This window comes from Brevundimonas sp. AC546 (assembly GCF_979258305.1).
In genome coordinates this window covers 932,018-950,247 of record NZ_OZ409849.1, presented here as the reverse complement: position 1 = coordinate 950,247, position 18,230 = coordinate 932,018, and the positions used below count along the sequence as shown (strand labels likewise).

The 18,230-nt window shown below is 64.3% G+C and carries 30 protein-coding genes; 29 read left to right on the top strand and 1 reads right to left on the bottom strand.

The annotated features are described in order from the left end of the window. Positions 1-8: 8 nt before the first annotated feature. Positions 9-923 carry a transcriptional regulator gene (locus ACZZZD_RS04805; RefSeq protein WP_463433113.1) on the top strand — a complete coding sequence of 305 codons (915 nt, stop codon included), beginning with the start codon at positions 9-11 and terminating at the stop codon, positions 921-923. An 84-nt stretch (positions 924-1,007) separates the two neighbouring features. Beyond that, entirely contained in the window at positions 1,008-1,895 is an 888-nt protein-coding gene (locus ACZZZD_RS04800; RefSeq protein WP_463433111.1) for a GIN domain-containing protein, read from the top strand. Between the two features lie 137 nt (positions 1,896-2,032). Here the strand turns inward: ACZZZD_RS04800 and ACZZZD_RS04795 are convergent, their stop codons facing one another. Beyond that, positions 2,033-2,800 carry a hypothetical protein gene (locus ACZZZD_RS04795; protein ID WP_463433109.1) on the bottom strand — a complete coding sequence of 256 codons (768 nt, stop codon included), beginning with the start codon at positions 2,798-2,800 and terminating at the stop codon, positions 2,033-2,035. 871 nt (positions 2,801-3,671) lie between these two features. On the opposite strand from ACZZZD_RS04795, the gene rpsJ reads away from it, so the two are divergent. The 27 genes from rpsJ (at position 3,672) to ACZZZD_RS04660 (ending at position 18,169) form a co-directional block, all read left to right on the top strand. Then, positions 3,672-3,977 carry a 30S ribosomal protein S10 gene (gene rpsJ, locus ACZZZD_RS04790; RefSeq protein WP_003164367.1) on the top strand — a complete coding sequence of 102 codons (306 nt, stop codon included), beginning with the start codon at positions 3,672-3,674 and terminating at the stop codon, positions 3,975-3,977. Between the two features lie 21 nt (positions 3,978-3,998). Further along, positions 3,999-4,748, top strand: a complete 750-nt coding sequence (gene rplC, locus ACZZZD_RS04785; protein ID WP_463433107.1) for a 50S ribosomal protein L3 — start codon at positions 3,999-4,001, stop codon at positions 4,746-4,748. Next, positions 4,748-5,386 carry a 50S ribosomal protein L4 gene (gene rplD, locus ACZZZD_RS04780; protein WP_135195321.1) on the top strand — a complete coding sequence of 213 codons (639 nt, stop codon included), beginning with the start codon at positions 4,748-4,750 and terminating at the stop codon, positions 5,384-5,386. The genes rplC and rplD overlap by 1 nt, the downstream gene beginning before the upstream one ends. After that, positions 5,386-5,688: a 50S ribosomal protein L23 gene (locus ACZZZD_RS04775; protein WP_159844796.1), complete on the top strand. Its 303-nt coding sequence runs from the start codon at positions 5,386-5,388 to the stop codon at positions 5,686-5,688. Before rplD ends, ACZZZD_RS04775 begins: the two co-directional genes overlap by 1 nt. Before the next feature lie 4 nt (positions 5,689-5,692). Next, positions 5,693-6,529, top strand: a complete 837-nt coding sequence (gene rplB / locus ACZZZD_RS04770) for a 50S ribosomal protein L2 (RefSeq protein WP_008259904.1) — start codon at positions 5,693-5,695, stop codon at positions 6,527-6,529. A 2-nt stretch (positions 6,530-6,531) separates the two neighbouring features. Next, positions 6,532-6,810, top strand: coding sequence for a 30S ribosomal protein S19 (rpsS, locus tag ACZZZD_RS04765; RefSeq protein ID WP_135195324.1), 279 nt, complete (start codon positions 6,532-6,534; stop codon positions 6,808-6,810). Positions 6,811-6,813: 3 nt separating this feature from the next. Then, the gene (rplV, locus tag ACZZZD_RS04760) at positions 6,814-7,194 is read left to right on the top strand and encodes a 50S ribosomal protein L22 (protein WP_159844793.1); all 381 of its coding nucleotides are present in this window, start codon (positions 6,814-6,816) and stop codon (positions 7,192-7,194) included. After that, a complete protein-coding gene (rpsC, locus tag ACZZZD_RS04755) occupies positions 7,194-7,949 on the top strand; it encodes a 30S ribosomal protein S3 (protein WP_159844791.1) in 756 nt (251 codons plus the stop codon). Before rplV ends, rpsC begins: the two co-directional genes overlap by 1 nt. Before the next feature lie 3 nt (positions 7,950-7,952). Further along, entirely contained in the window at positions 7,953-8,393 is a 441-nt protein-coding gene (gene rplP / locus ACZZZD_RS04750; protein WP_087119314.1) for a 50S ribosomal protein L16, read from the top strand. Then, on the top strand, positions 8,393-8,590 hold the full coding sequence (rpmC, locus tag ACZZZD_RS04745; protein WP_135195327.1) for a 50S ribosomal protein L29: 198 nt from the start codon (positions 8,393-8,395) through the stop codon (positions 8,588-8,590). The genes rplP and rpmC overlap by 1 nt, the downstream gene beginning before the upstream one ends. A 10-nt stretch (positions 8,591-8,600) precedes the next feature. Continuing rightward, positions 8,601-8,843 carry a 30S ribosomal protein S17 gene (gene rpsQ, locus ACZZZD_RS04740; protein WP_409718687.1) on the top strand — a complete coding sequence of 81 codons (243 nt, stop codon included), beginning with the start codon at positions 8,601-8,603 and terminating at the stop codon, positions 8,841-8,843. Between the two features lie 18 nt (positions 8,844-8,861). Continuing rightward, entirely contained in the window at positions 8,862-9,230 is a 369-nt protein-coding gene (gene rplN / locus ACZZZD_RS04735; protein WP_003164378.1) for a 50S ribosomal protein L14, read from the top strand. Between the two features lies 1 nt (position 9,231). Further along, complete coding sequence (rplX, locus tag ACZZZD_RS04730; protein ID WP_135195328.1) at positions 9,232-9,540, top strand: 50S ribosomal protein L24; 309 nt, start codon at positions 9,232-9,234, stop codon at positions 9,538-9,540. After that, positions 9,540-10,100 carry a 50S ribosomal protein L5 gene (gene rplE / locus ACZZZD_RS04725; protein WP_159844788.1) on the top strand — a complete coding sequence of 187 codons (561 nt, stop codon included), beginning with the start codon at positions 9,540-9,542 and terminating at the stop codon, positions 10,098-10,100. Before rplX ends, rplE begins: the two co-directional genes overlap by 1 nt. A gap of 19 nt (positions 10,101-10,119) precedes the next feature. Continuing rightward, on the top strand, positions 10,120-10,425 hold the full coding sequence (gene rpsN, locus ACZZZD_RS04720; RefSeq protein WP_135195330.1) for a 30S ribosomal protein S14: 306 nt from the start codon (positions 10,120-10,122) through the stop codon (positions 10,423-10,425). A 15-nt stretch (positions 10,426-10,440) separates the two neighbouring features. Further along, positions 10,441-10,839: a 30S ribosomal protein S8 gene (gene rpsH / locus ACZZZD_RS04715; protein ID WP_135195331.1), complete on the top strand. Its 399-nt coding sequence runs from the start codon at positions 10,441-10,443 to the stop codon at positions 10,837-10,839. Between the two features lies 1 nt (position 10,840). Beyond that, the gene (rplF, locus tag ACZZZD_RS04710; protein ID WP_159844783.1) at positions 10,841-11,374 is read left to right on the top strand and encodes a 50S ribosomal protein L6; all 534 of its coding nucleotides are present in this window, start codon (positions 10,841-10,843) and stop codon (positions 11,372-11,374) included. Between the two features lie 3 nt (positions 11,375-11,377). Further along, positions 11,378-11,734: a 50S ribosomal protein L18 gene (gene rplR / locus ACZZZD_RS04705; protein ID WP_135195333.1), complete on the top strand. Its 357-nt coding sequence runs from the start codon at positions 11,378-11,380 to the stop codon at positions 11,732-11,734. Positions 11,735-11,746: 12 nt separating this feature from the next. Further along, positions 11,747-12,355 (top strand): 30S ribosomal protein S5, encoded by a 609-nt coding sequence (gene rpsE / locus ACZZZD_RS04700; RefSeq protein ID WP_135195334.1) that lies wholly within the window; start codon positions 11,747-11,749, stop codon positions 12,353-12,355. 2 nt (positions 12,356-12,357) lie between these two features. Continuing rightward, positions 12,358-12,561 (top strand): 50S ribosomal protein L30, encoded by a 204-nt coding sequence (gene rpmD, locus ACZZZD_RS04695; RefSeq protein WP_135195335.1) that lies wholly within the window; start codon positions 12,358-12,360, stop codon positions 12,559-12,561. Between the two features lie 143 nt (positions 12,562-12,704). Next, positions 12,705-13,298 carry a 50S ribosomal protein L15 gene (rplO, locus tag ACZZZD_RS04690; protein ID WP_463433090.1) on the top strand — a complete coding sequence of 198 codons (594 nt, stop codon included), beginning with the start codon at positions 12,705-12,707 and terminating at the stop codon, positions 13,296-13,298. A gap of 127 nt (positions 13,299-13,425) precedes the next feature. Beyond that, positions 13,426-14,805 carry a preprotein translocase subunit SecY gene (gene secY / locus ACZZZD_RS04685; RefSeq protein ID WP_135195337.1) on the top strand — a complete coding sequence of 460 codons (1,380 nt, stop codon included), beginning with the start codon at positions 13,426-13,428 and terminating at the stop codon, positions 14,803-14,805. 37 nt (positions 14,806-14,842) lie between these two features. After that, positions 14,843-15,403 carry an adenylate kinase gene (locus ACZZZD_RS04680; protein WP_463433088.1) on the top strand — a complete coding sequence of 187 codons (561 nt, stop codon included), beginning with the start codon at positions 14,843-14,845 and terminating at the stop codon, positions 15,401-15,403. A 27-nt stretch (positions 15,404-15,430) separates the two neighbouring features. Further along, the gene (locus tag ACZZZD_RS04675) at positions 15,431-16,162 is read left to right on the top strand and encodes an energy transducer TonB (RefSeq protein WP_463433086.1); all 732 of its coding nucleotides are present in this window, start codon (positions 15,431-15,433) and stop codon (positions 16,160-16,162) included. Between the two features lie 128 nt (positions 16,163-16,290). Next, positions 16,291-16,659 (top strand): 30S ribosomal protein S13, encoded by a 369-nt coding sequence (gene rpsM, locus ACZZZD_RS04670; protein ID WP_159844768.1) that lies wholly within the window; start codon positions 16,291-16,293, stop codon positions 16,657-16,659. 9 nt (positions 16,660-16,668) lie between these two features. Further along, positions 16,669-17,058, top strand: coding sequence for a 30S ribosomal protein S11 (gene rpsK, locus ACZZZD_RS04665; RefSeq protein WP_013268944.1), 390 nt, complete (start codon positions 16,669-16,671; stop codon positions 17,056-17,058). 91 nt (positions 17,059-17,149) lie between these two features. Beyond that, positions 17,150-18,169, top strand: coding sequence for a DNA-directed RNA polymerase subunit alpha (locus ACZZZD_RS04660; RefSeq protein ID WP_463433084.1), 1,020 nt, complete (start codon positions 17,150-17,152; stop codon positions 18,167-18,169). The last annotated feature ends 61 nt before the right edge of the window (positions 18,170-18,230 follow it).

The window sequence follows — 18,230 nt, the reverse complement described above, 5'->3', positions numbered from 1 at the left end:
AGGTTGCCATGACCGAACGCCGCACCCGCTATCCGGGACCGATCGCCGAGGCGAAGACCCACGCCCACACCCTGATCGATCAGGGCTTCGCCGAGGATGCGGCGCTGGCCGGCGTGCTGGATCGCTATCCGGCCGAGCTGTTCGACATCAACCTGTATGACTACGACGACGAGGGGCAGGTCAGCTTGCGCACCGGCGCGCGCGGTCGGTTGTCGGGCGAGGAGTTGCTGGAGGCTATCAAACAAGGTCGGCTGTGGGTCAATCTGCGCGGGGTCGAGACGGGCTGGCCCGAGCTGTGGGCGGCGGCCATGAAGGACTTCGCCGCGATCCAGGCGACTTATCCGGGGATGCGGGCGGTGCGGAATGCGGGCCAGCTGATCCTGTCGTCGCCCAAGGCGCGGGTGCCCTATCATTTCGATGCAGCGGGGGTGGTGCTGTTCCACCTGCGCGGGCGCAAGCGGCTGTTCGTCTATCCGGGCGACGAAGGGCATCTGCCCGAGCGCAACATGGAACAGGTGGTGGCGCGCCAGACGACCGAGGAACTGCCCTATACGATGGCGTTCGAGAACGACGCGCAGGTCATGGATCTGGAGCCGGGGCGGGCGCTGACCTGGCCGCTGTATGCGCCGCACCGGGTCGAGAATCTGGACCGGTTCTGCGTCAGCCTGTCGATGGATTTCCAGACCTGGCCGTCGCGGTTCAGGAATGGGGCCCTGTTCACCAATGCGGTGATCCGCAGCCGGGGCGGCCGGCCGCGCTTCACGGACGGCATGACGACGCCGGAGCTGGCGGCCCGCTGGGCCGCATCGCTGGCCTTGAAGAAGGCGGGTGCGATGAAGAGCAAGATCGCCAACTTCGAACGCGACTTCGAACCCGAGCTCGGGGCGGCGGACGGCGCAGGGGCACTGAACACAGCGCGTTAATTCGAGTTCATGACCTCGAGTTAAAATGACTTGGGCGCGGGCGGCGCGCACCTTCCCCTGACATTCGGGAAAGGGAAGCCGCACATGAAGACCGCACTGATCGCCGCCGCCGCTGTCGCCGCACTGACAGGACTGGCCGCCGCGCCCGCATCGGCCGCCGAGGTCGAGATCCGCAACGCCGTGGCGCGCGTGGTCGTCATCGTCGAGGATCGCCAGGATATCGGCGTGGAGGTGACGCAAGGCGGTTCACGTCTGCCGGCTATCCAGGTGCGCCGCGAAGGCCGGGACGTGAAGATCGACGGAGGCTTGCGTCGCAACGGCCTCTGGGGCGGCAATGACGGCATCCGCAGCTGCAACTCGGGTCGATCCGACGCGGCCCAGCCAGGCGCGGGCGCGACGGTCGAGGTGCGCGACCTGGGGCGGATCCGCCTGGAAGATGCGCCGCTGATCGTGCTGCGCACGCCGCGTGACGTGGAACTGAGCGCGGGCGGCGCGGTGTTCGGCTCGGTCGGGCGCGGCGCGCGGTCCATCGACCTGAACAGCGGCGGCTGCGGCAACTGGAACATCGCCAATGTGGACGGCGATCTTGAGTTGGGCCTCGGCGGATCGGGGTCGATCCGTGCCGGCACGTCGCGTTCGCTGGAGGCCAACGTCGGCGGCTCCGGTTCCATCGCCGCCGGGCCGACCGGAAACCTGAAGGCGGCGGTGGGCGGATCTGGCAATGTGGACGTGGCCAGCGCCAGCGGCCGGGGCGAACTGTCCATTGGCGGCTCTGGCGGGGTGAACGTGCGTCAGGGCCGGATGGACAAGCTGTCGGTCGCCATCGGCGGCTCGGGCGATGTCCGCTACGGCGGCGCGACCCGCGATCTGGATGTCGCCATCGCCGGGTCGGGCAGCGTCCGCGTCGCCTCGGCCACAGGTTCGGTGTCTCGTTCCGTCGTCGGATCGGGAACCCTGCATATCGGGCGTTAAGACCCGTTTCTCCGCCGCGAGAGGAAAGACCCCCGGTCGTGGAACCCCGGGGGTCTTTTTCGTGCGGGCTTAGGCCAAGAAAAAGCCCCGGCGGATGGCTCCGCCGGGGCTCTTCGTCTTGGTTCAACGATCGCCGATTAGGAGACGTTGCCGCGGAACAGCGACGACAGGACGCTGTTGACGTTGCGGCCCAGGTTGGCGCCGGCGCGGTCACGCGCTTGCAGACCGCCACCGAAGTTGTAGCGGACGCCGACTTCGAAGGCGTCAACGGTGACGTCGAAGTCTTTCAGTTCCGAGCGGTCGTAGCCAGCGTAAACGCTGTAAGGCGACGCGGCGAAGGCGTATTCGGCGTTGACGCCGGCCGACCAGCCGTCGGTGCTCGAACCGTTGACGTCCAGGTCGGAGTACGAGGCGCGAGCGGCCAGGCGCAGAGCCGGCGTGGCGTAGAAGGCGGCTTCACCACCAACGGTCCACAGGTCGGCGTCCGAGAAGGTGCCGTACGAAGCGACGCCGGTCAGGGTGGCGCGGTCGAAGTACTTCTGGCCTTCGGCGCCGAAGGTCACCAGCGTTTGACCGGCCGGCAGTTCTTCACCGGAGACGAAGCCGCCGAAGCGCATGTCTTCGATGGCCTTGGTCAGGTGCACGGCGCCCGACAGAGCGGTTTCGTCACCCAGGTCCGAGTCGGAGTAGGTGCCGGCGGCGTTGAAGGTCACAGTCCAGTCGCCGAAGGCAGGGGTGGCGACAACGCCGTCGATCTTGGCGCCGTCCAGATCCGTGTCGAACGGGCCGAACTCGGTCTTGGCGTGGTCATACGCAACGCCGACCGAACCGATGGCGTCTTGAGCGAACGCCGGAGCGGCGAACAGCGTAGCAGCGGCGGCGGTGGCGAGAAGGATCGTCTTCATTTTCTTTTGTCCTTAGCAGTCTGTGCCCGGAAGGGAGCCCGAGGAGGGCGGCTGCTATCAGCCAGGGTCGAAGCTGAGCAATAAACCGACGTTCGATGTTCGTCCGTCGCAAAGCTGTTGCACGACTGTCACGCGTTGCGGCGGGAATGTGTCACCGAAGGGGAGGTCCTGCGGCAAGGGGTTAACGGCCGGTCATTTCCTGGTCGTGGCCCGTGCTCGCCTGAGTGTGCGGAGATGAATTGGGAGGCCGGTGAGCCGACGGCGCCTCTACTGCCAGCGGCGTAGCCAGGGGTCCCCTCGTCAATGGCGCTCGCGCGGGGCGGCGATGGTCACGGCGGCGTCGAGCTGCATCGACTTCGCTGCGCCTATAAGAGAAGGCGACATGATCGAACTGGCGTCGCGGGCGATGAAGGTCGCCGCGCATCGGCGACTATGGACCTCGAACTGTCGCCCGAGGCGCTGTTGACGGCCGACCGGCGGCGGAGTTCGTGATAGCGGCGGTCGATGAAGTGGGTTGATCAAGCCCGATTTCGCAGGCCGCGTCGGCCCTCGAAACGGCCTGACGAAATCCCGTCGCCGCCTTGGTTTCGCCGCTTGACGAAATCGGAATCACTAGGCATAAGCCCCACTCTTGTTGGACCGGCTGTGCAGCGAACCCCTCGGGGCAGGTTGCAGACGCGGTTCGCAGGAACGACCTGAGACCCTGTTCTTTGCAGTGACCCAGGACTTAAACGGCCTTCGCGGGTGACTGCGTGGGCCGATCGTTTTTGCGGATTTGCGTTCCCTGAGGGCTTTTTGCCCGAAGGCCTTCGGTCTTTGAAATGGTTCACAGGGACGCGGTCCTCCGACCGCATTGGAAGTAAGCACCGATATGGATCAAAGCATCCGCATCAGGCTCAAGGCCTTTGATCACCGCGTCCTCGATTTCTCGACGCGCGAGATCGTTAATACCGCCAAGCGCACCGGCGCGACCGTTCGCGGTCCGATTCCGCTGCCGACCCTGATCGAGAAGTTCACCGTGAACCGCTCACCGCACGTCGATAAGAAGTCGCGTGAGCAGTTTGAAATCCGCACGCACAAACGCGTGCTCGACATCGTCGACCCCACCCCGCAGACCGTGGACGCGCTCATGAAGCTCGACCTGTCCGCCGGTGTGGACGTCGAGATCAAGATTTAAAGTAGAAAGAGGCGGGATCCGATGCGCACGGGCGTGATCGCCAAGAAGCTGGGCATGACCCGCGTGTTCGCCGATGACGGCGCGCACGTACCGGTCACTGTGCTGCAGCTCGACGGCTGCCAAGTCGTCGGCCAACGTACCCAGGAGCGTGACGGTTACGTCGCTCTCCAGCTGGGCGCTGGCACGAAGAAGGCCAAGAACACCAACAAGGCTCAACGCGAGACCTTCGCCAAGGCGGAAGTCGAACCGAAAGCCTATGTGACCGAGTTCCGCGTCGACGCGGACGGTCTGCTGGACGTGGGCGCCGAACTGTCGGCCGAACACTTCCTGGTAGGCCAGAAGGTCGACATCCAGGGCGAGACCATCGGTAAGGGTTTCGCCGGCGCCATGAAGCGCTGGAACTTCGGCGGCCTTCGCGCCTCCCACGGCGTTTCGGTCTCGCACCGTTCGCACGGTTCGACGGGTAACCGTCAGGACCCGGGTCGCACGTTCCCCGGCAAGAAGATGGCCGGCCATTACGGCACGGAAACCGTCACCACCCAGAACCTGACCGTCGTCCGCGTGGACGCCGAGCGTGGCCTGATCCTGATCAAGGGCGCTGTCCCTGGTCATGACGGCAGCTACGTTAAGGTTCGCGACGCCATCAAGAAGGCTCGCCCGGCTGACGCTCCGTTCCCCGGTGCGCTGAAGTCGAGCAAGTCTGCTGCTCAACCCGCCTCGACCCCGGCTGAAGAAGCCTCCGTCGAAGCGACCGAAGGCGGTGAAGCGTAATGAAACTCTCTGTCATCCAACTCGACGGCAAGGCTGCTGGCGACGTGGAACTGTCGGACGCCGTCTTCGGCATCTCCGACATTCGCGGCGACATCCTGGCCCGCACCGTCAACTGGCAACTGGCCAAGCGCCGCGCCGGTACGCACAAGGTTCAAACCCGCAACGAGAACTCTCGTACGGGTAAGAAGATGTACAAGCAAAAGGGCACCGGCGGCGCTCGTCACGGTTCGCGCCGTGCACCGCAGTTCGTTGGTGGTTCGCGCGCCTTTGGTCCGATCGTTCGCGATCACGGTTTCTCGCTGCCTAAGAAGATCCGCGCGCTGGCCCTGCGTCACGCCCTGTCTTCCAAGGTCAAGTCGGGCGACCTGATCATCGTCGACACCGTTTCGGTCAAGGAAGCCAAGACCGCCTCGCTGCGCGAGACGCTCGGCAAGCTGGGCTGGACCAAGGCTCTCATCATCGCGGGTCCCGAAGTCGATACGAACTTCGGCCTGGCCGCTCGCAACATCCCGCACATCGACGTCCTGCCGAACGCCGGCCTGAACGTCTATGACATCCTGCGGGCTGACAAGCTGGTCCTGACCAAGGCCGCCATCGAGGCGATCGAGGCCCGCTTCAGCGATAAGGAAGCTGCGTAATGGCTGCTCAACCTACCGCCAAACACTACGACACGATCCTCTCGCCGATCATCACCGAGAAGGCGACGATCCTGTCCGAGCAGAACAAGGTCGTCTTCCGCGTCTCCGACACGGCGACCAAGGACGAGATCGCAGCTGCGGTCGAAAGCCTGTTCAAAGTCAACGTCCTGAAGGTCAACACCCTGGTTCAAAAGGGCAAGACCAAGCGCTTCCGGGGTATCCTGGGTCGCCGGGTCGACATCAAAAAAGCGATCGTGACGCTGGCCGACGGCCAGTCGATCGACGTCACCACGGGGCTCTGATCAGATGGCCTTGAAACATTACAATCCGACCTCGCCGGGCCGTCGCGCCCTCGTGCTGGTCGACCGTTCGGAGCTCCACAAGGGCCGTCCGGAAAAGTCGCTGACCGAAGGCCTGACCAAGTCGGGCGGACGCGGGCAGGGCGGTCGCATCGCGGTCCGCTTCCGCGGCGGCGGCGCCAAGACCCTGTACCGCAAGATCGACTTCAAGCGTCGTAAGTGGGACATGGTCGGCACGGTCGAGCGCCTGGAATACGATCCGAACCGCACGGCCTTCATCGCCCTCGTGACCTACGAAGACGGCGAGAAGACCTACATCATCGCGCCGCAACGCCTTAAGGCTGGCGACACGGTGATCGCGGGCGAAAAGACCGACGTGAAGCCGGGCAACGCCATGCCGCTTCGTTCGATGCCGGTGGGTACGATCATCCACAACATCGAAATGAAGCCGGGCAAGGGTGCTCAGCTGGCCCGTTCGGCCGGCGCCTACGCCCAGCTGGTGGGTCGCGATCAGGGCTACGCCCAGATCCGTCTCGGCTCGGGCGAACTGCGCATGGTCCTGGACGGCTGCATCGCCACGGTGGGCGCGGTTTCGAACCCCGACCACATGAACCAGAACCTGGGCAAGGCCGGTCGCAAGCGTCACATGGGCTTCCGCCCGCACGTTCGCGGCGTCGCCATGAACCCGATCGACCACCCGCATGGTGGTGGTGAAGGCCGGACCTCTGGTGGTCGCACCCCGGTTACCCCGTGGGGCAAGGACACCAAGGGCACCCGTACCCGCAAGAACAAGGCTACGGACAAGTATATCATCCGTACCCGCCACGTTAAGAAGGCTCGCTAAGAATGGCCCGCTCCTCCTGGAAAGGCCCGTTTGTCGACGGGTATCTGCTCAAGAAGGCCGACGCCGTTCAAACGTCGGGCCGCAAGGACGTGATCAAGACCTGGTCGCGCCGCTCCACCATCCTGCCGCAGTTCGTCGGTCTGACGTTCGGCGTCCATAACGGTCAGAAGCACGTGCCCGTGTCGGTCTCGGAAGAGATGGTCGGCATGAAGCTCGGCGAGTTCGCCCCGACCCGGAGTTTCCCGGGTCACGCGGCGGACAAGAAGGCCAAAAGGAAGTAACTGATGGCCCAGACAAAAAATGAGCGTCGGGTCGCCCCGACCGAGGCCCGCGCCAAGCTGGTCAACGTACGCATCAGCCCGCAAAAGCTGGGCCTGGTCGCCGCATCGATCCGCGGCATGCCGGTCCAGAAGGCGCTGAACGAGCTGGAATTCAGCCGCAAGCGTATCGCGACCGACGTCCGCAAGGTCCTGTATTCGGCGATCTCGAACGCCGAGAACAACCACAACCTCGACATCGACAACCTTGTCGTCGCCGAGGCCTATGTGGGCAAGAACCTGGTGATGAAGCGTTTCGCGAGCCGTGCTCGTGGTCGTTCGTCGCGCATCCTGAAACCGTTCAGCGAGATCACCATCGTGGTCCGTGAAGCCGGCGAGGCCGCCTGATGGGTCAGAAAATCAATCCGATCGGTCTGCGCCTCGGCGTGAACCGTACGTGGGACAGCCGTTGGTTTGCCGCCGGCGCCGACTACTCCCGCCTGCTGCACCAGGACCTGAAGCTACGCGAGTGGCTGCGGGAACGCCTGGGCGCCGCTGGCGTCTCGCGCATCATCATCGAGCGCCCGCACAAGAAGTGCCGGATCACCATCTACGCCGCCCGTCCGGGCGTCGTGATCGGTAAGAAGGGCGCTGACATCGAGAAGCTCCGTAAGGACATCTCGGCGCGCACCGAAGGTGAAGTTCACCTGAACATCATCGAAGTCCGCAAGCCGGAAACCGATGCGCAGCTGATCGCTGAAAACATCGCGCAACAACTGGAACGCCGCGTGGCCTTCCGTCGCGCCATGAAGCGTTCGATGCAGTCGGCGATGCGTCTCGGCGCCAAGGGCATTCGTATGAATGTCTCGGGCCGTCTGGGCGGTGCGGAAATCGCACGTATGGAATGGTATCGCGAAGGTCGCGTGCCGCTTCACACGCTGCGCGCCGACATCGACTATGGCTTCTACGAAGCCAAGACGACCTACGGCATCATCGGCGTGAAGGTCTGGGTCTTTAAGGGTGAAGTGCTGGAGCACGATCCCATGGCGCAGGACAAGCGTTGGGCCCAGGAAGCTTCGGGTCCGTCCTCGAACGAAGGCCGCGAACGCGGCGGCCCCCGTGGCGACCGCGGTCCGCGTCGCGACCGGGGACGTGAGAACTAAGTCATGTTGCAACCGAAGAAGACCAAGTACCGCAAGGCCTTCAAGGGCCGGATCCATGGCTCGGCCAAGGGTGGCTTCTCGCTGAACTTCGGGTCGTATGGCCTGAAGACGCTGGAGCCGGAACGCATCACTGCGCGTCAGATCGAAGCGGCTCGCCGCGCGATCACCCGCCAGATGAAGCGTCAGGGCCGCGTCTGGATCCGCGTCTTCCCCGACCTGCCCGTCACGGGCAAGCCGGCTGAAGTCCGGATGGGTAAGGGCAAGGGCGCCGTGGACCACTGGGCCGCGCGCTGCCACCCTGGCCGTATCCTGTTTGAAATCGACGGCGTTCCGGACGATGTCGCCCGCGAAGCGCTCCGTCTCGGCGCAGCCAAGCTGCCGGTCCGCACCAAGGTGGTGACCCGCATCGACGCCGGCGTCGCTCATGTCGAGGTAGCCGCCTGATGACCAAGATCGCCGACTTGCGGTCGCAAACGACCGACCAACTGTCCGACGAGCTGCTGAAGCTCAAGAAGGAACAGTTCAACCTGCGCTTCCAGGCGGCCACCGGCCAAATGGAAAAGACTCACCGCGTTGGTGAAGTCCGCAAAGACATCGCACGCATCTCGACGCTTCTGCGCGAGCAGCGTGCGGCCTCGTAAGGAAACGAATATGCCCAAGCGAATTCTTGAAGGCGTGGTCGTGTCCGACAAGGGCGAAAAGACCGTCGTCGTGAAGGTGGAGCGCACGCTGCTTCACCCTGTTCTGAAGAAGATCGTTCGTCTTTCGAAGAAGTACCACGCGCACGACGAAGCCAACGCGCTCAAAGTCGGCGACATCGCTCGCATCGTCGAGTGCGCCCCGAAATCCAAACTGAAGCGCTGGGAAGTCCTTTCCACCGCCTCGGCCTCGTAATCAGAAGGATCTGATCTTATGATCCAGATGCAAACTAACCTGGAAGTGGCCGATAATTCGGGCGCCCGCCGGGTCATGTGCATCAAGGTGTTGGGCGGCTCCAAGCGCCGCTACGCCTCGATCGGCGACACAATCGTCGCCTCCGTGAAGGAAGCCATCCCTCGCGGCCGCGTGAAGAAGGGCGACGTCGTTCGCGCCATCGTCGTGCGCACCGCCAAGGACATCCAACGCAAGGACGGCTCGGTCATCCGTTTTGACAAGTCGGCCGCCGTCATCGTCAACAAGCAGAACGAGCCTGTCGGCACGCGGATCTTCGGCCCGGTTCCTCGCGAACTGCGCGCCAAGAACCACATGAAGATCATCTCGCTGGCTCCGGAGGTCCTGTAACATGGCCGCCAAGATCAAGAAGGGCGACCGCGTCGTCGTCCTCACCGGCAAGGACAAGGGCCGCACGGGCAACGTGCTGAAGGTCCTGCCTACCGAAAACCGCGTCCTCGTCGAAGGCTGCAACATGGTTCAGCGCCACACGCGCCCGAGCCAGGCTGACCCGCAGGGCGGTATCAAGAACAAGGAAGCCTCGCTTCACCTGTCGAACGTCGCGATCGCCGACGCCAACGGCAAGGCGACCCGCGTCGGCTTCAAGATCGATGGGGACACCAAGGTCCGCATCGCCAAGACGACGGGAGACGTCATCTGATGGCTACCGAAAAGTACGCCCCGCGCCTCAAGGTCGAGTATCAAGCTCGCATCCGCCAGGTGATGAAGGAAAAGTTCGGCTACACGAACGAAATGCAGGTGCCCAAGCTGGACAAGATCGTCCTGAACATGGGCATCGGTGAAGCTGTCGCGGACTCCAAGAAGGCGAACACCGCCCTCAAGGATCTGACGGCCATCGCCGGTCAGAAGGCTGTCGCCACTAAGGCCCGTAACTCCATCGCCGGCTTCAAGCTGCGCGAAGGCATGGTCATCGGCGGCAAGGTCACGCTGCGCGGCGAACAGATGTACGAGTTCCTGGACCGGTTCATCACGATCGCGCTGCCGCGCGTGAAGGATTTCCGTGGTCTGAAGGGCACGTCCTTCGATGGTCGCGGCAACTACGCCACGGGTCTGAAGGAACACATCGTGTTCCCGGAGATCAACTACGACCAGATCGATCAGATGTGGGGCATGGACATTGTCGTCTGCACCACGGCCAAGACCGATGAGGAAGCCAAGGCTCTCCTCACCGAGTTCAAGTTCCCGTTCGTGAAGAACTGAGCGGGAAGGGAAGAGCACAATGGCTAAGAAAAGCGCCGTAAACCGTAACGAAGCCGTCAAGGCCCTGGTTGCGAAGTATGCCGCGAAGCGGGCCGCCCTGAAGGCGACCGCCAACGACGAAAACCTGCCGCTGGAGGAGCGCTTCGATGCGCGCCTGAAGCTGGCTGAACTGCCGCGCAACTCCGCGCCGAGCCGCATTCGCAACCGTTGCGAAGTGACGGGTCGTCCGCGGGCGTTCTATCGCAAGCTCAAGATGAGCCGGATTGCGCTGCGTGAACTCGGCAACCAGGGCCAGATCCCTGGCCTGACGAAATCCAGCTGGTAAGGGGAGCGAACAGACATGATGATCAACGATCCCCTGAGCGACATGATCGCTCGCATCAAGAACGCGGCGACCCGCAAGCGTTCCAAGGTGCTGACCCCCGCTTCTCGTCTGCGTCAGCGCGTCCTCGACGTGCTGCAGGACGAAGGCTACATCCGCGGCTACAACCTGGTTCAGAACCCGGGTGAGTTTCCGCAGTTCGAGATCGAGCTGAAGTACTTCGACGGTCAGCCCGTCATCGCCGAGATCGCTCGCGTGTCCAAGCCGGGCCGCCGCGTCTATTCGGCGATCGGCGATCTGAAGCCGATCAAGAACGGCCTCGGCATCTCGATCCTCTCGACTTCGAAGGGCGTCATGTCCGACGCCTCCGCCCGCGACGCTAACGTCGGTGGCGAAGTCCTTTGCAGGGTCTACTGATATGTCCCGTATTGGCAAGAAAACCATCGCAGTGCCGAAGGGCGTGACTGTCACGCTCGACGGCCAGAGCGTCACCGTGAAGGGCCCCAAGGGCGAAAGCTCCTGGACCGTCGCAGACGAAATCGAAGTCACCCAGGAAGGCGACGAACTGTCGCTGGGTCTGCGGTCGGACACGCAACGCGGTCGCGCGATGTGGGGCCTGTCGCGCACCCTGGTCGACAACATGGTCGTTGGCGTCACCACGGGCTTCGAAAAGTCGCTTGAACTGGTCGGCGTGGGTTACCGCGCCGCGATGAAGGGCGACGCCCTGTCGCTGCAACTCGGCTTCTCGCACGAAGTCGATATCGCTCCGCCGGCCGGCGTCAGCTTCGCAGTGCCGAAGCAAACCGAGATCAAGGTCTCGGGCGCTGACAAGCAAGCCGTCGGTCAGATCGCCGCGGTCATCCGCAAGCTGCGTCCGCCGGAGCCCTACAAGGGCAAGGGCGTCCGTTACGCGGGCGAGAAGGTCCGTCGCAAGGAAGGCAAGAAGAAGTAAGTCATGGCTCTTTCTCTTCGACAACAAGCCAAGCGCCGCTCGGAGCGCACTCGTCGCCGCCTGAAGGCTGTCGCCAACGGTCGTCTGCGTCTGTCGGTCAGCCGTTCGGACAAGAACATCTCGGCCCAGATCATCGACGACGCCCAAGGCGTGACCGTCGCGTCTGCCTCGTCGCTGGAAGGCGGCAAGGGCAAGCGTGGTTCGGACACCGCTGCGGCCGCCGCGATCGGCAAGCTGATCGCCGAACGCGCCATCGAGAAGGGCGTCAAGGACGTCGTCTTCGACCGTGGCGAGTACATCTATCATGGACGGGTCAAGGCGCTGGCGGAAGCCGCGCGTGAAGCCGGCCTGAACTTCTAAGGGACGCGACAGATGGCGCATCAACCCCAACGTGGCGGCGGCGGCAACGACCGCAACCGTCGTGACAACCGCAATGGCCCCCAAGCCGATGGTCCGGATTCGGACATCGTCGAGAAGCTGGTCCACATCAACCGCGTCGCCGCCACCGTCAAAGGCGGCCGTCGTTTCTCGTTCGCAGCCCTGATGGTCGTCGGTGACGGCAAGGGCCGCGTCGGCTTCGGTCACGGCAAGGCGCGCGAAGTGCCGGAAGCCATCCGCAAGGCGACCGAAGAAGCCAAGAAGACCATGATCCGCGTTCCGCTTCGCGAGAACCGCACCCTGCACCACGACGGCAACGGCCGTTGGGGCGCCGGCAAGATCATGATGCGCGCTGCCCCTCCCGGGACCGGCGTCATCGCAGGTGGTCCGATGCGCGCCGTGCTCGAAACCCTCGGCGTTCAGGACGTCGTGGGCAAGTCGACCGGTTCGTCGAACCCCTACAACATGATCCGCGCGACGTTCGAAGCGCTGAAGGTCCAGTCCTCGCCCCGCCAGGTCGCGTCCAAGCGCGGCAAGAAGGTCGCGGATCTGATGGGCCGTCGCAACGACGGCGCTTCGACGCCTGAAGCTGTGGAGTCCTAATCATGGCCCCGTCCAAGAAGACCGACGCCAAGACCGTCACCGTCAAGCAGACCGGTTCGCCGATCCGCCGCAAGAACGACCAGCGCGCCACCCTGGTGGGCCTGGGTCTGAACCGCCTGGGTCGTGAATCGACCCTGGAAGACACGCCTTCGGTTCGTGGGATGATCGCCAAGGTCGCCCACCTGACCGAGATCGTCGAAAAGTAAGCCGTTTCGCCCTCTCCCGGACCCGGGGGAGGGCGTTTCTGCACTTGCGAATACCCCAAGGGTCGCCTATCAGCGGCCCTTAAATTTTTACAGCCGAGTCCGGATCAATGGTCCGGGCGCTAGCACCCGAAAGGATCAGGCATATGAAACTGAACGAAATCCGCGACAACGAAGGCGCGCACAAGAAGCGCATGCGTGTCGGCCGTGGCCCCGGTTCGGGCAAGGGCAAGACCGCTGGCCGTGGCGTCAAGGGTCAGAAGTCGCGTTCGGGCGTCGCCATCGGCGGCTTCGAAGGCGGCCAAATGCCGCTGTACATGCGTATGCCCAAGCGCGGCTTCAACAACGCCAACGCTCTGAAGCTGGCTGAAGTGAACCTGTGGCGCCTGCAAGACGCCATCGATGCTGGCAAGCTGGACGCAAAATCGGAACTCAAGGGCGACGCCTTGGTTGCCGCCGGCGTGATCCGTCGCGTCAAGGACGGCGTGCGCCTGCTGGGCACCGGTGAGCTGAAGCAAGCGCTGAACCTGGTCGTCTGGTCGGCGACTTCGGGCGCCATCAAGGCCATCGAAGCCGCTGGCGGTTCGCTCGTGCAAGAGCGCATCGCCGCCGAAGCCAAGGCCGCTGCACGCGTCGAGAAGCGCAACCTGGCCAAGGGCAAGGTTCCGCCCGCCAAGCCGCGTCTCGGCGACGAGAACAAGATCTCGGCCCGCACCAAGCGCGCCGCCGCAAAAGCCTAAGCCACGCGTCGTCGCGGCTATTAGGCCGTGGCCTGATTACACCTGCGACGACGAAAGAACGGAAGCGGCCTCGCAAGAGCGCCGCTTCTCGCCTATCTGACGACTCAATCTGTCGTGGGGACGCATAATGGCTTCGGCCGCAGAACAACTCGCCGCCAATATGAACATGGGCTCGTTCGCGAAAGCGACCGAGCTGCACAAGCGCCTGCTGTTCACGCTGGGCGCGCTCCTGGTCTATCGGATCGGGACGTACGTGCCGATTCCGGGCATCAACTCGCAGGCCTTCCTGCAGTTCTTCCAGGACCCGTCGGGTCAGCGCGGCATCCTGGACATGTTCAACATGTTCTCGGGCGGCGCGGTCGAGCGCATGGCCATCTTCGCGCTGAACGTGATGCCGTACATCTCGGCCTCGATCATCGTGCAGCTGATGGGCACCGTGTATCCGCCCTGGGAGAAGCTGAAGAAGGAAGGCGGCGAAAGCGGCCGCAAGCAGCTGAACCAGTACACCCGCTATCTGACGGTGTTCCTGGCGCTGGCGCAGTCCTTCGGCATCGCGGCGGGTCTGAACAGCACGGCTGGCCTGGTGGACAACCCCGGCATCTTCTTCATCGCCTCGACGGTCGTGACCCTGACCGGCGGCACCATGTTCCTGATGTGGCTGGGCGAGCAGGTGACGGCGCGCGGCGTCGGCAACGGCATCTCGCTGATCATCTTCGCCGGTATCGTGGCGGTCCTGCCGTCCACCATCGCGCGCCTGCTGGGCCTGGCCCAGCAAGGCCAGATGTCGGCCTTCGCCCTGCTGTTCATCGCCGTGCTGGCGGTGGCCACCGTGGTCTTCATCGTCTTCATGGAACGCGCCCAGCGCCGGCTTCTGATCCAGTATCCGAAGCGCCAGGAGGGCAACCGCATGGCCGGGGGCGAGCGTTCGTTCCTGCCGCTGAAGGTCAACACCGCGGGCGTGATCCCGCCGATCTTCGCCTCGTCGCTGCTGATGCTGCCGACGACGGTCGCGACCATGACGGCCAACGCCGATCTGCCCAGCTGGATGAGCTGGCTGCCGCTGGTGACGGCGCAGCTGACGCACGGCCAGCCGCTGTTCATGGCGCTGTATGCCGCCCTGATCGTCTTCTTCTGCTTCTTCTACACCTCGATCACCTTCAATCCCGAGGACACGGCCGAGAACCTGCGCAAATACGGCGGCTTCCTGCCGGGCATCCGTCCGGGCAAGCGCACGGCGGAATATCTGGACTATGTCCTGACCCGTCTGACCGTGATCGGCGCCGCCTACATCACCGCCGTCTGCCTGCTGCCGGAGTTCCTGGTCGCCCAGATGGGCAACAGCCTGTACTTTGGCGGAACGTCTATCTTGATCGTCGTCTCGGTCACGATGGACACTGTGGCCCAGATCCAGTCCCAACTGCTGGCGCACCAGTACGAAGGCCTGATCAAGAAGGCGAAGCTGCGCGGTCGTGGCGGTCGTGGCGCGCCCACGCCCGTGCGCCGCTAGGTCTTAAGCTGACAGACGCCCAGGGGAGGGCTGAAGCATGAACTTGATCCTGTTCGGACCGCCGGCGGCGGGCAAGGGCACCCAGGCGAAGCGGCTGGTGGAAGAGAAGGGCATGGTCCAGCTCTCCACCGGCGACATGCTGCGCGCGGCGATCGCCTCTGGCTCGGAGCTGGGGCTCAAGGTCAAGGACGTGCTGGCGCGTGGCGATCTCGTCACCGACGAGATCGTCATCGCCCTGATCGAGGATCGTCTGACCGAGGCCGAGGCCGCCGGCGGCGCCATCTTCGACGGCTTCCCCCGCACCGTGGCCCAGGCCGAGGCGCTAGACGAGATGTTGGCCAAGCGCGGCGTTCAGATCGACGCCGTCGTGCGACTGAAGGTCGATGACCACGCCCTGACCGAACGGATCGCCAAGCGGTTCGCGGAGCAGGGCCGGCCCGACGACAATCCCGAATCGTTCAAGGTCCGGCTCGAGGCCTACAACCGCAACACCGCGCCGCTGCTTCCTTATTACGAAGCCCAGGGCAAGCTGACGCAGGCTGACGGCATGGGCTCCATCGAGTCCGTGGCCAAGGCCATCGACGAGGCCCTGGCCTGATTTGCGGTTTCAGGCGTTGATCGCCTGATGACCGAACATGCCGACCCCAGACCCGAGGAGACCCGCCTGCGTCGCTGGCGAATGGCGGGTATCTTTATTGCCGTCGCTGTCGCCGAGATCGGCCTGTTCCTGCTGCTGGGGCGTGTGAGGGGGCCGGCCCAGACGCCTGTGGTCGAACCCCCGCCGTTCGAGGTCGTGCTCTACGATCCCCCGCCGCCAATCTCGACCGAACCGCCCGCGCCAGAGACGGGTGGCGGCGCGCCCGCAGCGCCCTCTGTCATTCACACGCCGCCGCCTCCGCCCAGGGAACGCCCGCGCGAGGTTCCTGCGCCGCCCATAAAGGCGCCTGAACCCGCGCCCTTGGTCGGCATCGCTCCGGTTCCGTCGCTCCAGCCCGGCTTTGGCCAGGGCGGGCAGGGGACAGGCAGCGGTGCTGGCGTCGGATCCGGCGCCGGTCCGGGGAGCGGCTCGACCGGCCCGCGCCTTGTCACCGGCCCCACCATCGGTCAGATTCGCGCCAACCACCCCTCGGGCGCGCGCAGCCGCTATGGCCGGGTGGAACTGTCCTGTATCATCCGCCTGGACAGCCGGCTGGATGGTTGTCGCGTGGTGGAGGAGACGCCGCCCGGCCTGGGCTTCGGCGCGGCGGGCCTTCAGGTCTCGGGCTTCTTCCGTTTCCAGCCCCCCACCGAAAACGGCCGACCCGTCGAGGGGCAGCGGGTCACTGTCGGCGTGGACTTCGGCCGTCCGCCGCGTTGAGGCGCCTCCAGATGTTGACGCCTCGTGAATCACATGTATAAGGGCGCCTTCCCGCGAAGGGCGCCACGCTCCTGGTCTGTTGACCGGAGCGTTTGTTGCGTCTGACTAACGCGTATCTGGAGAATTTCGTGGCCCGTATTGCTGGCGTCAACATCCCGACCAACAAGCGCGTAGAGATCGCGCTTCAGTATATCCATGGCATCGGCCCCGCCGCCGCCAAGGACATCACCGAGAAGGTGGGCATCGAAGCCGCCCGCCGCGTGAACCAGCTGACGGACGCCGAAGTCCTGTCGATCCGCGAAACGATCGACAAGGATCACACCGTCGAGGGCGACCTGCGCCGCGAGACGTCGATGAACATCAAGCGTCTGATGGACCTGGCCTGCTACCGCGGCCTGCGTCACCGCAAGGGCCTGCCGGTCCGCGGTCAGCGCACCCATACGAACGCCCGCACCCGCAAGGGTCCCGCCAAGCCGATCGCCGGCAAGAAGAAGTAAGACAGACACATGGCCAAGGAACCGGGTCGCGTAAAGAAGCGCGAGCGCAAGAACATCACCTCGGGCGTCGCCCACGTGAATGCTTCGTTCAACAACACCATGATCACGATCACCGATGCCCAGGGCAACGCGATCTCGTGGTCTTCGGCCGGACACATGGGCTTCAAGGGTTCGCGTAAGTCGACCCCTTACGCCGCCCAGATGGCCGCTGAAGACGCCGGCAAGAAGGCTCAGGAACACGGCGTGAAGACGCTGGAAGTGAACGTCTCGGGTCCGGGTTCCGGCCGTGAGTCGGCCCTGCGCGCTCTGCAGTCGGTCGGCCTGACGATCACGACCATCCGCGACGTCACGCCGATGCCGCACAATGGTTGCCGTCCGCCCAAGCGTCGTCGCGTCTAAGCGACACCGCCTAAAGCACCCCCATCTCCGTCCGCTCCATCATGGCCTCGTCGACAAGGCCGGAGCAGGCGAAACCCGTTCGAGGGACAAAATGATCGAAAGAAACTGGCAAGAGCTGATCCGTCCCGAGAAGCCGCAGATCGAGATCGGTTCCGACGCCCAGCGCAAGGCGCGCCTGGTGGCCGAACCTCTCGAGCGTGGCTTCGGCGTGACGCTTGGCAACGCGCTCCGTCGCGTTCTGCTGTCCTCGCTGCAAGGCGCGGCTGTCACGGCCATCCAGATCGACGGCGTCGTTCATGAATTCTCGTCGCTGGAAGGCGTGCGGGAAGACGTGGTCGACATCGTCCTGAACATCAAGCAACTGGCGCTGCGCATGCACGCCGAAGGCCCCAAGCGCATGACGCTGCGCGCCACGGGTCCCGGCGCCGTGACGGCCGGCCAGATCGACGTGCCGGCGGACATCGAGGTTCTGAACCCCGATCACGTCATCTGCACGCTGGACGACGGTGCGTCGGTCCGCATGGAACTGACCGTCCAGAACGGCAAGGGCTATGTCGCCGCCGAACTGAACCGTCCGGAAGATGCGCCGATCGGCCTGATCGCCGTCGACGCCCTTTATTCGCCGGTCAAGAAGGTCGCTTATCGCGTCGAGCCGACCCGTCAGGGCCAGTCGCTGGATTACGACAAGCTGCTGCTGGAAGTCGAAACCAACGGTGCGGTCACGCCGGTTGACGCCGTCGCTTATGCGGCGCGCATCCTGCAGGACCAGCTCCAGATCTTCATCACCTTCGAAGAGCCCAAGAAGGCTGTCGAGCAGTCGGACGGCAAGCCCGACCTGCCCTTCAACCCGGCGCTGCTGAAGAAGGTGGACGAGCTGGAACTGTCGGTCCGTTCGGCCAACTGCCTGAAGAACGACAACATCGTCTACATCGGCGACCTGATCCAGAAGACCGAGGGCGAAATGCTTCGCACCCCGAACTTCGGCCGCAAGTCGCTGAACGAGATCAAGGAAGTTCTGACGACGATGGGCCTCAGCCTCGGCATGGACGTGCCGAACTGGCCCCCCGAAAACATCGAAGACCTGGCCAAGAAGTTCGACGACCAGATCTAAGTTCAACCCTCCGCCCGTCTCCCCTTCGGGAGATGTCGGGGCGGTTAGAAGATTACGGTGT

Bases quoted from the DNA above. Each gene is read 5' to 3' on its own strand.
- ACZZZD_RS04805 (WP_463433113.1), top strand. From the start codon at position 9: ATGACCGAACGCCGCACCCGCTATCCGGGACCGATCGCCGAGGCGAAG.
- ACZZZD_RS04800 (WP_463433111.1), top strand. From the start codon at position 1,008: ATGAAGACCGCACTGATCGCCGCCGCCGCTGTCGCCGCACTGACAGGA.
- ACZZZD_RS04795 (WP_463433109.1), bottom strand. From the start codon at position 2,800: ATGAAGACGATCCTTCTCGCCACCGCCGCCGCTGCTACGCTGTTCGCC.
- rpsJ (WP_003164367.1), top strand. From the start codon at position 3,672: ATGGATCAAAGCATCCGCATCAGGCTCAAGGCCTTTGATCACCGCGTC.
- rplC (WP_463433107.1), top strand. From the start codon at position 3,999: ATGCGCACGGGCGTGATCGCCAAGAAGCTGGGCATGACCCGCGTGTTC.
- rplD (WP_135195321.1), top strand. From the start codon at position 4,748: ATGAAACTCTCTGTCATCCAACTCGACGGCAAGGCTGCTGGCGACGTG.
- ACZZZD_RS04775 (WP_159844796.1), top strand. From the start codon at position 5,386: ATGGCTGCTCAACCTACCGCCAAACACTACGACACGATCCTCTCGCCG.
- rplB (WP_008259904.1), top strand. From the start codon at position 5,693: ATGGCCTTGAAACATTACAATCCGACCTCGCCGGGCCGTCGCGCCCTC.
- rpsS (WP_135195324.1), top strand. From the start codon at position 6,532: ATGGCCCGCTCCTCCTGGAAAGGCCCGTTTGTCGACGGGTATCTGCTC.
- rplV (WP_159844793.1), top strand. From the start codon at position 6,814: ATGGCCCAGACAAAAAATGAGCGTCGGGTCGCCCCGACCGAGGCCCGC.
- rpsC (WP_159844791.1), top strand. From the start codon at position 7,194: ATGGGTCAGAAAATCAATCCGATCGGTCTGCGCCTCGGCGTGAACCGT.
- rplP (WP_087119314.1), top strand. From the start codon at position 7,953: ATGTTGCAACCGAAGAAGACCAAGTACCGCAAGGCCTTCAAGGGCCGG.
- rpmC (WP_135195327.1), top strand. From the start codon at position 8,393: ATGACCAAGATCGCCGACTTGCGGTCGCAAACGACCGACCAACTGTCC.
- rpsQ (WP_409718687.1), top strand. From the start codon at position 8,601: ATGCCCAAGCGAATTCTTGAAGGCGTGGTCGTGTCCGACAAGGGCGAA.
- rplN (WP_003164378.1), top strand. From the start codon at position 8,862: ATGATCCAGATGCAAACTAACCTGGAAGTGGCCGATAATTCGGGCGCC.
- rplX (WP_135195328.1), top strand. From the start codon at position 9,232: ATGGCCGCCAAGATCAAGAAGGGCGACCGCGTCGTCGTCCTCACCGGC.
- rplE (WP_159844788.1), top strand. From the start codon at position 9,540: ATGGCTACCGAAAAGTACGCCCCGCGCCTCAAGGTCGAGTATCAAGCT.
- rpsN (WP_135195330.1), top strand. From the start codon at position 10,120: ATGGCTAAGAAAAGCGCCGTAAACCGTAACGAAGCCGTCAAGGCCCTG.
- rpsH (WP_135195331.1), top strand. From the start codon at position 10,441: ATGATGATCAACGATCCCCTGAGCGACATGATCGCTCGCATCAAGAAC.
- rplF (WP_159844783.1), top strand. From the start codon at position 10,841: ATGTCCCGTATTGGCAAGAAAACCATCGCAGTGCCGAAGGGCGTGACT.
- rplR (WP_135195333.1), top strand. From the start codon at position 11,378: ATGGCTCTTTCTCTTCGACAACAAGCCAAGCGCCGCTCGGAGCGCACT.
- rpsE (WP_135195334.1), top strand. From the start codon at position 11,747: ATGGCGCATCAACCCCAACGTGGCGGCGGCGGCAACGACCGCAACCGT.
- rpmD (WP_135195335.1), top strand. From the start codon at position 12,358: ATGGCCCCGTCCAAGAAGACCGACGCCAAGACCGTCACCGTCAAGCAG.
- rplO (WP_463433090.1), top strand. From the start codon at position 12,705: ATGAAACTGAACGAAATCCGCGACAACGAAGGCGCGCACAAGAAGCGC.
- secY (WP_135195337.1), top strand. From the start codon at position 13,426: ATGGCTTCGGCCGCAGAACAACTCGCCGCCAATATGAACATGGGCTCG.
- ACZZZD_RS04680 (WP_463433088.1), top strand. From the start codon at position 14,843: ATGAACTTGATCCTGTTCGGACCGCCGGCGGCGGGCAAGGGCACCCAG.
- ACZZZD_RS04675 (WP_463433086.1), top strand. From the start codon at position 15,431: ATGACCGAACATGCCGACCCCAGACCCGAGGAGACCCGCCTGCGTCGC.
- rpsK (WP_013268944.1), top strand. From the start codon at position 16,669: ATGGCCAAGGAACCGGGTCGCGTAAAGAAGCGCGAGCGCAAGAACATC.
- ACZZZD_RS04660 (WP_463433084.1), top strand. From the start codon at position 17,150: ATGATCGAAAGAAACTGGCAAGAGCTGATCCGTCCCGAGAAGCCGCAG.